The organism is Pelagerythrobacter marensis (assembly GCF_036700095.1).
GTDB classification, from domain to species: domain Bacteria; phylum Pseudomonadota; class Alphaproteobacteria; order Sphingomonadales; family Sphingomonadaceae; genus Pelagerythrobacter; species Pelagerythrobacter marensis_A.
In genome coordinates this window covers 879,047-894,111 of record NZ_CP144918.1, presented here as the reverse complement: position 1 = coordinate 894,111, position 15,065 = coordinate 879,047, and the positions used below count along the sequence as shown (strand labels likewise).

Sequence of the window (15,065 nt, the reverse complement as noted above, 5' to 3'; positions counted from 1 at the left end):
GCGGAACCATGCAGAACAAGCTCCTCGGTCTAACGATCGCCAGCCTTTTGGCCAGCGTTTCGCCATCCGCCCTCGCCCAGGATGGCGGGCAGCAGGCGGCGGCGAAACCCGGCGATGAAGGCGATGGCACCCTCGTCTGCACGCGCGACGAATGCTCGGACGGGGAGGACCTTCTCTTCCGCCTGCGCACGCGCAGCTATTCGCGCCCCGTAACGGACGGCACGAACGCCTCCTCCCCGGCGGAAGCCCTCCAGCCCGATCGGCGCGCGACCGTTGCGGTCGAACAGCCGGGCCAGGCGACCGCGCTGGGCAAGTTCTCCATCTCGCTGCCCAATGGCGGCACGATCTGGGCGACGGAGGACCCCAATCTCGGCCGGCCGGAACTTTCCGTTTCGGCCCCCAGCATCGTCGCCTACGACGGCGCGCGGATCGTGGAGCCGGTTCGCTTCTTCGTCCGCGGCAACTATCCCGGCTTCATCGAGCGGCTCGAAATCTCGATCTACCGCAGCACAGATGCCGATATGGTCGAGCCGCTGGCGGTCGTTCCGCTCGACGTGGCGGCGGTGACGGAGGCCAGCTGGGACGGCACCCTGCCCGCCAGGCATCGCTTCCGCACGGGCGACGAGCTGATCTACGTCCTGCGGGCCTATGGCGAAAACGGCGCATTCGACGAAACCCATCAGAAACGCCTGCAACTGGTCCGGCCCGAAGACGTCGCGCGCAACAACCAGTTGCTGCGGACCGATATCGAACGGAAGCTGGGCACGTCGCTCTCTTCCGAAGAGGCGCAAACCCAGAACCTGATCGACGACGTGTTCGCCGGCAACAGCCTCCGCCAGCAGAACATTGCCATCCACGGCTCGCGCATCCGTATCCAGGGGCGCAACCTGCCGCAGAACGAACAGCTCACGATCAATGGCGCATCCTATCCGGTCGATCTGGAACGCAAGTTCGTCGCCGAATATCTCTCGCCGATCGGCAGGCACACTTTCGACATCGCACTGAGCGGCAGCGGCGGCGAAACCGCGCGCCATCACCGGCTCGATATCGACGTAACGGGTCGCTATTTCTTCGGCGTCGGCATTGCCGACCTCACCATTTCGCAGAACGATATTTCCGGGTCGGTCGAACCGTTCGCCGGCGACGACCGGGCGGACGACGACATTCTCGCCGATGGCCGGCTGGCGTTCTATCTGAAATCCAAGCTCGGCGGCCGCTTTCTGGTCACCGCGCAGGCCGATACGACCGAGCGCGATCTCGGCGATCTCTTCAAGGGCTTTGGAAAGGCCGACCCGGAGGACATCTTCCGCCGGCTCGATCCCGATCTCTATTACCCCGTCTACGGCGACGATTCGACCACGTATCGCGACGTCGATACGATGGGCCGTTTCTATCTGCGCGCGGATTGGGATAAGAACCAGGCGCTGTGGGGCAATTATCAGACCGGCATCACCGGCACCGATTATGCGCAATATGTCCGCTCGCTCTATGGCGCGGCGCTCGACTGGCGGTCCAACGGCAACAACCGCTGGGGCGACCCGAAGACGGAACTGCGGGCCTTCGGCTCCCAGGCGCAGACCGCCCCGGGGCACAACGAGTTCATCGGCACCGGCGGCAGCCTCTATTACTTGCGCCATACCGATGTGCTGCCGGGTTCGGACGTCGTCTATCTCGAAATCAGGGACCGGACCACGGGGCGCCCGGAAAACCGGGTCCGGCTCACGCGGGGTGCGGACTACGAAATCGACGAGTTGCAGGGCCGGATCATCCTCACCCGCCCGCTCGCCCAGATCACGCGGGAGAACGTTCCCTCGATCACCCGCGACGGGCCGCTCGACGGCTTCGAGCAGCGGCTGATCGTCGATTATGAATGGGTGCCCTCGAGCTTCGACAGCGACGAGATCGCGGCCGGCGTGCGCGGCAAGCAATGGTTCGGCGACCATATCGGCATCGGCGCGACTTATGTGGAGGAAAATCGCGCCGGCGAGGATTACACCCTCTATGGCGGCGACATAACGTTGCAAGCCGGCCGGGGCACCTATCTCAAGGCCGAATATGCCAATACGAAGGCGCTCGCCGCGCCAACCTTCTTCTCCAGCAACGGCGGTTTCGACTTCACCCGCCTTTCCGGCACCGGCCCGCAGGAGGGGGAAGCGAAATCGATCGAGGCGCGCGTCAACCTGAAGGAGATGGGGTGGGTCGCGCTCGACTGGAGCGCGGCGGCCTGGTGGCGGGACACCGATGCGGGCTATTCCACCAGCCGCTACAACACCGGCCGGCCCACCACCGAATATGGCGGCGAACTGCTGGGCCAGATCACCAACAGCCTCGGCCTCTACGCCCGCTACAGCAAGGCCGAAAGCGGCGCCGATTCGCTTACCCAGGCCCAGGGCACCCTCGATTGGCGGCTCGACGACACGAACAGCCTCGCCGCGGAAATCAGGCATGTCGAGGAACGTTCGACCTATGCCGATGGCGCCGGGACGCTGGGCGCGCTCAAATATACCCGCCGTGTCGGCACGGCGCTCGACCTCTATGTCCAGGGACAGTTGACGCTCGACGACGATCAGGGCCGCTATCGCGACAACGACATGATCCTGACGGGCGCGCGCTATCTCTTCAACGATCAGTCCTCGATCGGCGGAGAGGTCAGCACCGGGGATCGCGGCGACGCGGCCAGCGTGAACGCGGAATACCGGCTGGCGCCCGATCACACGCTCTACGGCGTCTATACCTATTCCACAGACACGACCGAATCCCAATCGCTCCTCAATCCCAACCGGCAGAACGGCTGGACACTGGGGCAACGCTGGCGATTGTCCAACCAGGTCAACATCTTCAACGAAAGCCAGTATCTCAAGGAGCCGTCGCAATCCGGCCTGGCGCATACTTATGGCCTGGATTTCTATCCGGCGCGGGGCTGGAGCACGGGCTTCACCCTCCAGACCGGGGAGTTGCGCAACGAGGGCGGTGGACTGGTCAGGCGCCGGGCGGTGAGCGTGCGCCTAGGGCGCACCTCGCCCGATACCGACTGGCAGAGCAAGCTCGAATGGCGGCGCGATTCCGGCGCCGAGCAGCGCACCCAATGGGTTTCCACCAATCGCATCGCGCACAAGATCAACGAAAGCTGGCGCGTGGCCCTGCGCTTCAACTATTCGGACACGAACGACCGTATCGATCCGCGCGCCAGCGCCCGATTTATCGAGGGCAACGCCGGCTTCGCCTGGCGTCCGTGGAACAGCACGCGATGGGGTGTCTTCGGCCGCTATACCTATCTCTACGACCTTGCGACGCTGGGCCAGGAAGGCGGCGCGGACTACGACCAGAAATCGCAGATCTTCTCGCTCGAAGGCGTTCACCGGTTCGACCGGAACTGGGAATTCGCCGCCAAGATCGCGCGGCGCGAAGGCGAAGTGCGCATGGGCCGCGGCACCGGCCAATGGTTCGATTCGGCGGCCACCTTCGGTGCCGTCCAGGCCCGTTACGAAGTCCTGTCGAAATGGCATGCCCTGGCCGAATACCGCGCCCTCGACGTCAAGGACGGCGGTATCCGGCACGGCTTCTTGGTCGGTGTGGACCGCGACATCGCCCAGAACCTTCGCATCGGTGTGGGCTACAACTTCACCCAGTTCAGCGACGATCTGACCGACTTCGATTACGATCAGAAAGGGTTCTTCATAAACCTGGTGGGCCGGTACTGAAGACGCTTCGGCGAGGCTGAAGCGGCACCTTCCAAAGGCCGGACAAGGCGGAGCGAAGTCCGGCGTTTCAGAACCGGTACGTCAATCCCACAACCGGACCGGACAGCGTCGTGTCGAAGACGCGCCCGTCGTCTTCGTAATCGACAAAGAGTGCCTTGTACCCTGCGGACAGGGCGATCTTGTCGTTGAACGCATAGTTGACGGTTACCAGCCCCTGCGATGTGAAATCGGAGCCGGCCCCGAACCCGCCCATGTCGCCCTGGGCAAGGAACGAGACTTTGTCGTTGACGCGGACATGGGCGCGCGCGCCGACGACCGGATCGATCCAGCCGAAATCGTTCTCGATCGTCCGGGTGCGGCCGGCGACGCTCACGTTGAGATCGTTCCAAAGATGCCAGAACCGGGCGCCGGCCAGAACGTCGAAAGTGAACTGCGGCGTGTCGTGGAGCCGGTATCCGGCCTGCAGCGCGGCGGCGAATTGCGCCGTGTCGTAATCGGCTCCGATGGCGCCGACGATCGGAATCGGCCCCGCCACGGCGCTTTCGGTGAGGTTGGCATACATTATGTCGCCGGCAATGACGAACCGGTCCTTGCGCGCCCTGAAATTGACGAAGCCGCCGACGTTGAGATCGTCGAGGACGTCGGAGAAATCCTTCTCGACATGGATGGTCGGCGCGCGCCGGAACGGCGAGACGTCGCCCTCCATGCCCGCGGCCCAGACATAGGGCGTGACCTGGACGACCCACCCGGACGACGGTGCGGGTTCCGGGGGCGCCTCTTCCGGCGGTGCCGGATCGGCCGCGTAGGCGGCGGTCGCCCCCAGGAAGAACAGCGCAGCCGCAAGGGCCGGGGATGCTGCGGATCTGGCCATGGCCATGCCCCTCAGCTCGGCAGCGCGTTCTTGTGGATTTTCCCGTCCTTCATGACGAGCGCCAGGTTCCTGTCCGGGTCCGCGATCAGATTGATGTCCTCCAGCGGATTGCCGTCGATGACGAGAATGTCCGCCAGCGCCCCCGGCTCGATGACGCCCAGCCTGGCGCGATAGGGGTTTCTCTCGCCCGAAAGAGCAAGAAGATCCCCGTTGCGGCCGGTGGCCATGCGCAGCACGTCCGCATTGTCGAACCAGCGCGAAAGCTTGGCGAGCTGCTTGCCCTGGGTGGCGGTCCCCTTCGGGTTGAAGAGAACGTCGGTCCCCCAGGCCAGGTTGACATTGTGCTTCTTGCCAAGCTCGTAAGCCCGCATCGTGCCTATGGCGATCTCCTCCTGCTGCTGCCTCTGCACGGGGTCGGACTTGGGATTGGCGTCCTCGTCGGCAAGGAACGGCTGCAGGCTCCACCACGCGCCCGTGTCGGCCATCATCCTGACCGAATCCTCGTCGGCGAGCTGTCCGTGTTCGATGCACTTCACGCCGTTCCGCAAGGCTCGCTGAATGCCTTCCGGGGTATAGACGTGGGTGCAGACATAAGTGCCCCAATCCGACGCCGCGTCCACAGCGGCGCGGATTTCCTCGGCCGTAAACTGGTTGACGTGGATCGGGTCGTAAGCGGAGGAAACGCCGCCCCCGGTCATGATCTTGATCTGGCTTGCCCCCAGCAGCAGCTGCTCGCGCACGCGGCGGAGCACCTCGGGAACGCCGTCGGCGATCGCCGCGATGCCGGCCATCTCGGGATGGCTGAGGTGGCCGCCCGAAGCGCGCGGCACTTCGTGGCGCATGCGGAAATCGCCATGCCCCGAAGTCTGGGAGATCATCGCACCCGAGGGGAATATCCGGGGGCCGGGAGCCGTCCCTTCGTCGATCGCGCGTTTCAGCGGGAAGGACGGGCCGCCGACGTCGCGGATCGTGGTGAAGCCACGCATCAGCGTCCGCTCCGCTTCCCGCATTGCCACCAGATGGACATAGGGCAGGTCCGCGGTCAGCGCGACAACCTCGGGAATCGCCGCCATCAGCGCATGCCAGTGAGCGTCGATGAGGCCGGGCATGAGCACGCGGCCGCCGCAATCGACCACTTCCACGTCGGCGACGTTCTCGCCGGCGGGGATCAGCGCATCGACCTTGTTGCCGGCAATGCGGAGGTTCGATCCCTCGATCAGCCTGCCCGACCGCCCGTCGAAGATGCGCGCATTGGTGAACAGGACCGGCCTGTCCGATCCCTGGGCGAAAGCGACGGAACCGCCGAGCGACGACGCGGCCAGAGTGGTGGCAATGCCCCGCAAGGCCGACCGCCGCGATATGCCGGCCGCCAGGCCTTCGTCGATCCGGGCCGATGCCGGCGTTCGGGAAGCGGAGGGGAAACCGTGAACCGGCTTCCGGCGTTTACTTCCCAAACGTAGGTGCATGACGAGCCCCCCTATTTGCTCGCCGAACTATATCCGTTTCACCACCCGCTTGCAACGAAAGGCAGGCCCTTCGCCGAAACCGCCGGGGCCGGCCGCCGCGCCGGCGATCCGCTTGTTATCGCCGGCGCGGCGGCATATAGTGACCGCGTGCAATATGTCCGCGCCCTGGCTCTGATCTGCTTTGCATTCGGCCTGTTCGTGCAGGTCGCGGCGCAGGCATCGGCGATGCCGCAGGTGCAGGTGCAGGCGTCGGGCACGATGGATTGCGCCGAGATGGCGCATTCCGGGAACGCCGACGCGCAAATGCAGCCCGAGGTCGAAGGCGGGCCGTGCGGCAAGACGCTTGAGTGCCTGATCGCGATGAACTGCATTCCGCCGATCGCGCTGGCCGAGCCGGCCGCCGCCGATGCGCCGTTTCATGCGATCGGGGCCCCCTATCAACCGCATGGAATCGCGTGGCTGAACGGCGCGCCGCTGCCGCCGGAATCGCCGCCTCCACAACCCGCGCTCACAGCATAGCTTTCACCCCCGGTGCGCTTGCACCGGGCACGGGCAGCCGGACATCCGCGCCCGCTCTCGGCCTCGTTGCCGAAGCGCGAACGCGGCGCCCCGCCTGCTCCACCTGCTGAGTGAGCATTCCTATGGATTGGCGAATCTATTGGGCCCCTGCGGCGGCCCTGCTTTCGGCCCCGGCTGTCCAGGCGCAGCCGGTCGGCTATCAAGAAACCTTGCGGCTGGCCGCGCTGGAACAGCCCGCGCTGCAGGCGCGCGAGGCGCAGATCGAGGCCCGGCGGCAAACCGCCGAGGCGGCGGACGAACTGCCGGACCCGCGGCTCACGGCCGGCCTGATGAACCTGCCGGTGACCGGGCCGGAAGCGCTCGACCCGACCGGGCAGATGATGACCATGCTCCAGCTGGGCGTGGAGCAGGAGATACCCAACCTCGCCAAGCGTCACGCGCAAACGGGCATTGCCGAGGCCGACGTGAGCCTCGCCCGCGCGGAGCTTGCCCATGCCGAACACATGGCGCGGCTCGGCGCCGGGCGGGCGTGGATCGCGCTGGCCTTCGCCCAGCGGCGCCTTGCGCTCGCCGACCAGACGCTTGGCCAGTTGCGCGAGCTGGTGCCGGTCGCCCGCAGCGCGGTCGCTTCGGGTTCGGCGCGCCCGGCGAAAAGCCTCGAGATCCGGCGCGCGCTGCTGGAGATCGAGGACGCGCGCACGCGGATCGAGGCCGAGCGCGAGGCGGCGCAGGCGCGGCTGCAGCGCTACGTCGCGGTCGAGGCGCCGGTGGCCGAGGGCGCCGCTCCCCCGGCCGAGATCGACGCCGCGCGGCTTCGCGCGACGCTGGAGCACAACCCGGAATTCCTGCTCGCCGGTGCGGCGGTCGGCCGGGCGCAGGCCGCGACCGACCGCGCGCGCGCGGACAAGCGGCCCGATTTCGCCATCGGCGTCGGCTATGGCCTGCGCGACGGACAGTACGGCGACGTGTTCTCGGTCATGGGCTCGGTGACGCTGCCGCTCTTTTCCGGCCGCAGGCAGGACCCGCGGATCAGGGCGGCCCAGGCGGAAGAGGCCGCCGCGCGCGCCCAGCGCGACGACCGGCTGCGCGAGTTGGAGGCGCAGTTCGAGGCCGACCTCGCCGCCTGGCGCAGCGCCTATCGGCAGTGGCAGCGGGCGGAGGAAGAGCTGCTGCCGCTCGCCCGCGAGCGCGCCGATCTGGAACGGGCGAGCTTTGCCGCCGGGCGCGCGGAGCTGCTCGACGTGGTCGAGGCGATGACGGCGCTGGCGATCCTCAGGCTCGATATCCTCGAACGCGAGGCGGCGACCGTCGAGGCGGCTGCCACCCTGCGGCTGACTTATACGGAGCACAGGCCATGATCGGGGTGTGGGAAAGATCGACGCCGCGGCAGAGGTCGTGGGCGGCGGCAGCCGCGATTGCCATCGTAAGCATCGCGGCCGGCTATGGGCTCGGGCAGCTCGGCGGGAACGGCGGCACGGGCGCCGGCGATGCCGCGGCGACGGCGTGCGAGGACGTGCTCTACTGGTACGACCCGATGGTGCCCGACCAGCATTTCGACGAACCGGGCAAATCGCCGTTCATGGATATGCAGCTCGTGCCCAAGTGCGCCGGAGAAGCGGCGGGCGCCGGCGGGGTCGCCATAGACCCGGCGCTGGTGCAGAGCTTCGGCATTCGGACGGCGAAGGCGGAGATCGGCGTGCTCGAGCCGGACGTCACGGTCACCGGGACGCTGGCCTACAACGGCAGCGCCGTGGCCATTGTCCAGCCGCGGGCGGGCGGCTATGTGCAGCGCACTTATGGCCGCGCGCCGCAGGACGTCGTTGCGCAGGGCGCGCCGATCGTCGACCTGCTGGTGCCCGAGTGGGGCGGCGCGCAGCGCGAGTATCTGGCGGTGCTCGGCACCGGGGACGAGGCGCTGGCGCAGGCCGCGCGCAGCCGCCTGATGCTGCTGGGCATGCCCGAATCCCTGATCGCGCGAGTGACCCGCACGCGGACGCCGCACTCGACCATTACCGTCACCGCGCCGATTTCGGGCGCCATAACGCAGCTGTCCGTCAGGCCGGGCATGACGGTTGCGGCCGGGCAGACGCTCGCCGAGATCGCCGACTTCGCGCCGATCTGGCTCGAGGCTGCGGTGCCCGAGCGGCTGGCGGGAACCGTGCGGGTCGGCCAGCCGGTCGGCGCGACGCTGACCGCCTTCCCGGGCGAGCGCTTCGCGGGCCGGATCATCGACATCCTGCCCAGTGCCAGCGAAGAAAGCCGCACGATTACCGTGCGCGCCCGCCTGGCCAATCCGGGCCGGCGGCTGAAACCCGGCATGTTCGCGCAAGTCTCGCTCGCCCCCGAGCGGCGCGAGGCGCTGCTGGTGCCGTCCGAGGCGGTCATCCGCACCGGCGCGCGCACGCTGGTGATGATCGCGCAGGGCAAAGGCGGCTATCGCCCGGCGGAAGTGCGGATCGGGCGCGAAGCCAATGGGCGGACCGAAGTGCTGGAGGGCCTGGCTCCGGGCGAGGACGTTGTCACCTCCGGGCAGTTCCTGCTCGATTCCGAAGCGAGCCTTTCCGGGATCGACGTGCGCCCGATCGGCGGGGAGAGGGCGGAGCGCGCCGAAGAGCAGCCCGTCCGCCACACCGCCAGGGGAACGGTGACCCGGATCGGCGAACACAACGTGACTCTGCGGCATGGGCCGATCCCCGCGCTGGACTGGCCGGCGATGACGATGGCTTTCGCCATCGAGGGGCCGGCGCAAATGCGAGGCCTGAAGCCGGGCGACGAAGTCGCCTTCACGTTCGTGCAGGAGGGTACGGGGCCGCGGATCGTCTCCATCGGGAGAAGCGGCCAGTGATCGCGCGCATCATCGACGCCTCGATCGCCAACCGGGTGTTCGTCGCCCTGGCGGCGATCGCGCTGGCGCTGGGCGGCTTCTGGGCCGTGCGGACCACGCCGGTCGACGCCCTGCCGGACCTGTCCGACGTGCAGGTGGTGATCCGCTCGAGCTATCCGGGGCAGGCGCCGCGGATCGTCGAGGACCAGGTCGCCTATCCGCTGGCGACGACGATGCTTTCGGTGCCCGGCGTGCAGACGGTGCGCGGCTTCTCGATGTTCGGCGACAGCTTCGTCTACGTCATCTTCGAAGACGGCACCGACCTCTACTGGGCGCGCTCGCGAGTGCTCGAATACCTGAGCCAGACGCAGGACGACATGCCGGAGGGGGTGACCGTGGCGCTCGGCCCCGACGCCACCGGCGTGGGCTGGATCTACCAGTACGCGCTGGTCGACCGCAGCGGCGGGCACGATCTGGCGGGGCTCCGGAGCCTGCAGGACTGGTTCCTGCGCTACGAATTGAAGACCGTCCCCGGCGTATCCGAAGTCGCCAGCGTGGGGGGGATGGTCAAGCAGTACCAGGTCGTGCTCGATCCGTACCGGATGGCCTCGCTCGGCGTGACCCACGGCGAGATCGTCGATGCGGTCCAGAGCGCGAACCGGGAAACCGGCGGTTCGATCGTCGAGATGGGCGAAGCCGAATATATGGTCCGCGCATCGGGCTATCTCGGCGACCTGGACGACTTCCGGCGGATCCCGCTCAGGGCCGCGGCCGGCGGCGTGCCGGTCACCCTCGGCGACGTGGCGCATATCCAGGTCGGCCCGGAGCTGCGGCGCGGGATCGCCGAGCTGAACGGAGAGGGCGAGGTCGCCGGCGGCATCGTCATCCTGCGGCAGGACGCCGATGCGCGGGCGGCGATCGCGGCGGTCGAGGAGAAGCTGGAGCAGCTCAAGGCGAGCCTGCCCGAAGGGGTCGAGGTCGTCACGACTTACGACCGGTCCGAGCTGATCGACGCCTCGGTCGAGAACCTGACGGAAAAGCTGATCGAGGAGTTCATCGTCGTCGCCCTCGTGTGCGCGCTGTTCCTGTGGCACGTGCGCTCGGCCCTGGTGGCGGTCGTCACGCTGCCGCTGGGCGTGCTCGCCGCCTTCATCGTGATGCGCTTCCAGGGGGTGAACGCCAACATCATGTCGCTCGGCGGCATTGCCATCGCGATCGGCGCGATGGTCGATGCCGCGGTGGTGATGGTCGAAAACGCGCACAAGCACATCGAGCGCTGGACGGACGAGAACCCCGACGCGGTTCTTTCGGTGCAGGAGCGGTGGCGGATCGTCGCCGATGCCGCGAAGGAGGTCGGCCCGGCGCTGTTCTTCAGCCTGCTGATCGTCACGCTGTCGTTCCTCCCGGTGTTCACGCTGCAGGCCCAGGAAGGCCGGCTGTTCGCGCCGCTCGCGTTCACCAAGACTTATGCGATGGCGGCGGCGGCGATCCTTTCGGTCACGCTCGTGCCGGTGCTGATGGGCTGGCTGATCCGGGGGAAGATCCCGCGCGAGGACAGCAATCCGCTCAACCGCGCGCTGACACGCGCCTATCGCCCCGGTCTCGACTGGGTCATGCGCCGGCCGAAGGCGACGCTCGCGATCGCCGGGCTGGTGTTCCTGACCGCGCTGATCCCGTTCAACCGGCTGGGCGGCGAGTTCCTGCCCCCGCTCGACGAAGGCGACCTGCTCTACATGCCGAGCGCCTTGCCCGGCCTGTCGCCGGGGGAGGCTTCGGAGCTGCTCCAGCGCACCGACCGGCTGATCAAGACTGTGCCCGAGGTGGAGACCGTTTTCGGCAAGGCCGGGCGGGCCGACACGGCCACCGATCCCGCCCCGCTGACGATGTTCGAGACGACCATCCAGTTCAAGCCGCGCGACGAGTGGCGCGAGGGGATGACGCCCGACAAACTGGTCGAGGAACTGGACCGGGCGGTGCAGGTGCCCGGCCTCGCCAATGTCTGGGTCCCGCCGATCCGCAACCGGATCGACATGCTGGCGACCGGGATCAAGAGCCCGATCGGGGTGAAGGTCTCGGGCGAGGACCTGGCACAGCTCGAGCGTGTGGCGCTCGAGGTCGAACAAGTCGCCGCCCGTGTGCCGGGCGTCAGCTCGGCCCTGGCGGAACGGCTTTCGGGCGGGCGATACATCGATGTCGATATCGATCGGACGGCTGCGGCCCGCTACGGCCTCAACATCGCCGACGTGCAGGCGATCGTCTCCGGCGCGATCGGCGGTGCCAATGTCGCCCGCACGGTCGAAGGGCTGGCGCGTTACCCGATCAATGTCCGCTACCCGCGCGAAATCCGCGACAGCGTGGACGAGCTGCGCAACCTGCCGGTGCTGACGCCGTCGGGGCAGCAGATTACGCTCGGCACCGTGGCCGAGGTGCGGGTGACCGACGGGCCGCCGATGCTCAAGAGCGACCAGGGGCGCCCGACGAGCTACGTCTATGTCGACGTGCGCGGGCGCGACCTCGCCTCTGTCGTGGCGGACCTGCAGGAAGGGGTGGCAGCCGAAGTGGACCTCCCGCCGGGCGTCAGCCTCTCCTATGCCGGGCAGTTCGAGTATCTGACGCGCGCCTATGAGCGGCTGCAGATCGTCGTGCCGGCGACGCTCGCGATCATCTTCCTGCTGCTCTATCTGATCTTCCGCCGGCTGGACGAAGCGTTGCTGATCATGGGCACGCTTCCCTTCGCGCTCGTCGGCGGGTTCTGGCTGCTCTACCTGCTCGGCTACAACCAGTCGGTGGCGACTGCCGTGGGCTTCATCGCGCTCGCCGGCGTATCCGCCGAGTTCGGCGTGGTCATGCTGATCTACCTCAAGGCCGCGCTGGAGCGGCGCGGGGCCGGGCCCCTTGCCGAAGAGGTGGACGCGGCGATCCGCGAAGGCGCGCTGCTGCGCGTGCGGCCCAAGGCGATGACCGTGGCGGTGATCCTCGCGGGGCTGTTCCCGATCCTCATCGGCACGGGAGCCGGCTCCGAAGTGATGAGCCGCATCGCCGCGCCGATGGTGGGCGGCATGATCACTGCCCCGCTGCTGTCGATGTTCCTGCTTCCCGCCGCCTATCTGCTGATGCGGCGCCCCCGGCCCGCGAGGCCGACCCAACCCGAAGGAGACGAAGAATGCGTGCAGTAGCTCTCACGACGATGCTGGCCGTCCCGCTGGCCCTGTCCGCCTGCGACAGCGGTGCGGACGGCAGCGACGCCGAAAGCCCGCCGATGGCCTCCGACAGCGGGATGCGCATGGCGCGCGCGGAAGGCACCGTCACCGCCGTCGACGACGCGGCAGGCACGATCACGATCGATCACGGCCCCGTCCCGGCGGTGGACTGGCCGGCGATGACGATGGCTTTCGACGCGGACGAGGAATTGCGCCGGCAGGTGACGGTTGGCGACGAAATCGCGTTCGATTTCGGCATGAGCGACAGCGGCAACCGGATCACGTCGATCGACAGGAAGTAACCGGCCCCGAATGCGGCCCGTCCTGCCCACGCGGGGCGGGCCGCACCGGCTTCGATGCGAACGGAGGAAACCCCCGGCCCATATTGCAACGCATGAATGAGACGATATAACGTGCTGCGAATCGTGTCGCGGGATCGGCACGGCATCGCGCAGAACGGGCAAGGGTCGCACGTCCGGGAAACCGCCGGACGGTCCCAACGGATCGAAGGGATTCATGAGAAAACTGAGATATCTGGCGTTCACGGCGCTCGCCCTGGCGCATGTCGCGCACGCAGAGGAACAGGACGGCAGCGCGCAGCAACGCGCGGAGCGCCAGCGGGATCTCGATGGATCCGCGATCGTGGTGACGGCTTCGCAGACTTCGCAGCAAATCCGCACGGCACCGGCGAGCATCTCTGTCGTACAGGGCAGCGAGACGCGCCGCCGGCCGGTCCAGGATCTCGCCGAGGCATTGGAGAACGAACCCGGCCTGCTGATCAACTCGGTCGGCATGACGCGCCGGGGCATATCCATCCGCGGCATGTCCGAAGAGCATGTGCTGACGCTGGTGGACGGCAAGCGGATCAACGATGCCAGCGCCAACATGGCGCATGTCGATTTCAATCTCGGCTGGGTGCCGAGCATTGCGATCGACCGGGTGGAAGTGGTGCGCGGCCCGCTTTCGGCCCTGTACGGATCGGAGGCGCTGGCCGGTGTCGTCAATGTCATCACCCGCCGTCCCGAGGAAGGGTTGGAAGCCAGTGCGCTCGCCCTGCAAGGCTTCCGCGACGGTTCGGGTGGCAATTCCAGCCAGGTCGCCGCCCTTGTGGGCGGGCCGATCGACGAGCGGATCGGCCTGGTCGCCTGGGGCGAATATCGCCGCCGCGACCGCACGCAAAGCGAGGAGGACCCGCTCCAGAGCGAGCTGGAAGCTCGCGAGGCATGGAGCGGCAGCGTCATCGGCTGGTGGAAACCGGCCGTGGGCCAGCGCATCGAACTCGGCTATATGGCGAGCGACGACGACCGGGCCCGCGATACCGTCACCTCGGGTCCGAACCCCGTCCATTACGAGTATCGGGATCACATCGCCCGGGCGCGCGCCTCGGGCACATATACCGGCACCTGGACCTGGGGCGAGCTTCAGCTGGGCGCCTATCGTTCGGTGCTCGAGCGGGTGAACGCGCGCGACCGGGATCAGCGGCCGACCGCACCCACCAAGGCGACCGACGTCGTCGTGGACGGCAGGCTCGCGGTAATGCCTTTCGCCGGCAATCGGCTGACGATCGGTGCCGAGCATCGCCACGAAAAGCTGCGCGACGCCACCGTCAATGCCGAGGGCGAGGATAGCGTCGACCACGATGCCGTCTTCATACAGGACGAGTGGGAATTCGCCCCGCGTGCCACGCTCACCCTGGGCAGCCGCTTCGACCATCATCCCGCCTACGGCTGGAAAACCAGCCCGCGCGCCTATCTCGTGGTCGAGCCGGCGGACGGCCTCGTCATCCGCGGCGGCATGGGCGAAGCGTTCAAGGCGGCAACGCTCAAACAGCTTTCGCCGGGCTACATCACCGTTGCCGCCGGCGGGCGCTTCATCATCACGGGCAATCCCGACCTCGAGCCGGAAACGAGCACGAGCTACGAAATCGGAGCGGCCTACTACGGCGCGAACTGGCATTTCGGCGCCACGCTGTTCCAGAACGATCTTTCCAATCTGGTGCAGACCGAATGCGTCGAAAGCTGCGGCATTCGCGGACAGGAACGGCGCACTTATCTCAACGTCGACAAGGCCCGCATCCGCGGCATCGAAGTCGGCGGCGAGATCGCGCCTGTCGAAGCGCTGACCCTGTCCGCCAGCTACAGCTATCTCGACCCGCGCGACCTGTCCGCCGACCGGGAACTGGCCGAGCGCCCGAACCACAGCGCCAAGCTGCAGCTGGCGTGGCAGGCGACCGATGCGACGCTGTTCAACCTGCGCGGCCGCTATATCGGCAGGCAGACGGTCTATGCCAACGCCGAGCCGCTGCGCCTGGACGGATACGACGTGTGGTCGTTCGATATAAGCCACGATCTCGACGACAAGCTCACGCTCAAGGCAGGCGTCGACAACATTTTCGAGACGCGGCTGGCGGACGAATCCGCGCTCTACCGCGTGGCCGAGCCCGGCCGGGTCTTCTTCGTCGGCCTGGGTGTGTCGCTCTGACCG

9 protein-coding genes are annotated in these 15,065 nt (G+C 67.5%); 7 read left to right on the top strand and 2 right to left on the bottom strand.

Annotated features, from left to right (window positions below):
- Positions 1-8 precede the first annotated feature (8 nt).
- Positions 9-3,701 (top strand): hypothetical protein, encoded by a 3,693-nt coding sequence (locus V5F89_RS04165; protein WP_338446995.1) that lies wholly within the window; start codon positions 9-11, stop codon positions 3,699-3,701.
- A gap of 67 nt (positions 3,702-3,768) precedes the next feature.
- On the opposite strand, the gene V5F89_RS04160 is transcribed toward V5F89_RS04165, so the two are convergent.
- Together V5F89_RS04160 and V5F89_RS04155 are read right to left on the bottom strand one after the other, a co-directional pair.
- Entirely contained in the window at positions 3,769-4,572 is an 804-nt protein-coding gene (locus tag V5F89_RS04160; RefSeq protein WP_338446994.1) for a hypothetical protein, read from the bottom strand.
- Between the two features lie 11 nt (positions 4,573-4,583).
- The gene (locus V5F89_RS04155) at positions 4,584-6,038 is read right to left on the bottom strand and encodes an amidohydrolase family protein (protein WP_338446993.1); all 1,455 of its coding nucleotides are present in this window, start codon (positions 6,036-6,038) and stop codon (positions 4,584-4,586) included.
- Positions 6,039-6,263: 225 nt separating this feature from the next.
- Here V5F89_RS04155 and V5F89_RS04150 point away from each other — a divergent pair, with 225 nt between their 5' ends.
- The 6 genes from V5F89_RS04150 to V5F89_RS04125 all read left to right on the top strand — a co-directional run bounded on the left by V5F89_RS04150 (position 6,264) and on the right by V5F89_RS04125 (position 15,062).
- Positions 6,264-6,557, top strand: a complete 294-nt coding sequence (locus V5F89_RS04150) for a hypothetical protein (RefSeq protein WP_338446992.1) — start codon at positions 6,264-6,266, stop codon at positions 6,555-6,557.
- 122 nt (positions 6,558-6,679) lie between these two features.
- Positions 6,680-7,915: a TolC family protein gene (locus V5F89_RS04145; protein ID WP_338446991.1), complete on the top strand. Its 1,236-nt coding sequence runs from the start codon at positions 6,680-6,682 to the stop codon at positions 7,913-7,915.
- On the top strand, positions 7,912-9,402 hold the full coding sequence (locus tag V5F89_RS04140) for an efflux RND transporter periplasmic adaptor subunit (RefSeq protein ID WP_338446990.1): 1,491 nt from the start codon (positions 7,912-7,914) through the stop codon (positions 9,400-9,402). Before V5F89_RS04145 ends, V5F89_RS04140 begins: the two co-directional genes overlap by 4 nt.
- Positions 9,399-12,557 (top strand): efflux RND transporter permease subunit, encoded by a 3,159-nt coding sequence (locus V5F89_RS04135; RefSeq protein ID WP_338446989.1) that lies wholly within the window; start codon positions 9,399-9,401, stop codon positions 12,555-12,557. The genes V5F89_RS04140 and V5F89_RS04135 overlap by 4 nt, the downstream gene beginning before the upstream one ends.
- On the top strand, positions 12,545-12,883 hold the full coding sequence (locus tag V5F89_RS04130) for a copper-binding protein (protein WP_338446988.1): 339 nt from the start codon (positions 12,545-12,547) through the stop codon (positions 12,881-12,883). Before V5F89_RS04135 ends, V5F89_RS04130 begins: the two co-directional genes overlap by 13 nt.
- A gap of 214 nt (positions 12,884-13,097) precedes the next feature.
- Complete coding sequence (locus V5F89_RS04125; protein ID WP_338446987.1) at positions 13,098-15,062, top strand: TonB-dependent receptor domain-containing protein; 1,965 nt, start codon at positions 13,098-13,100, stop codon at positions 15,060-15,062.
- Positions 15,063-15,065: the final 3 nt, after the last annotated feature.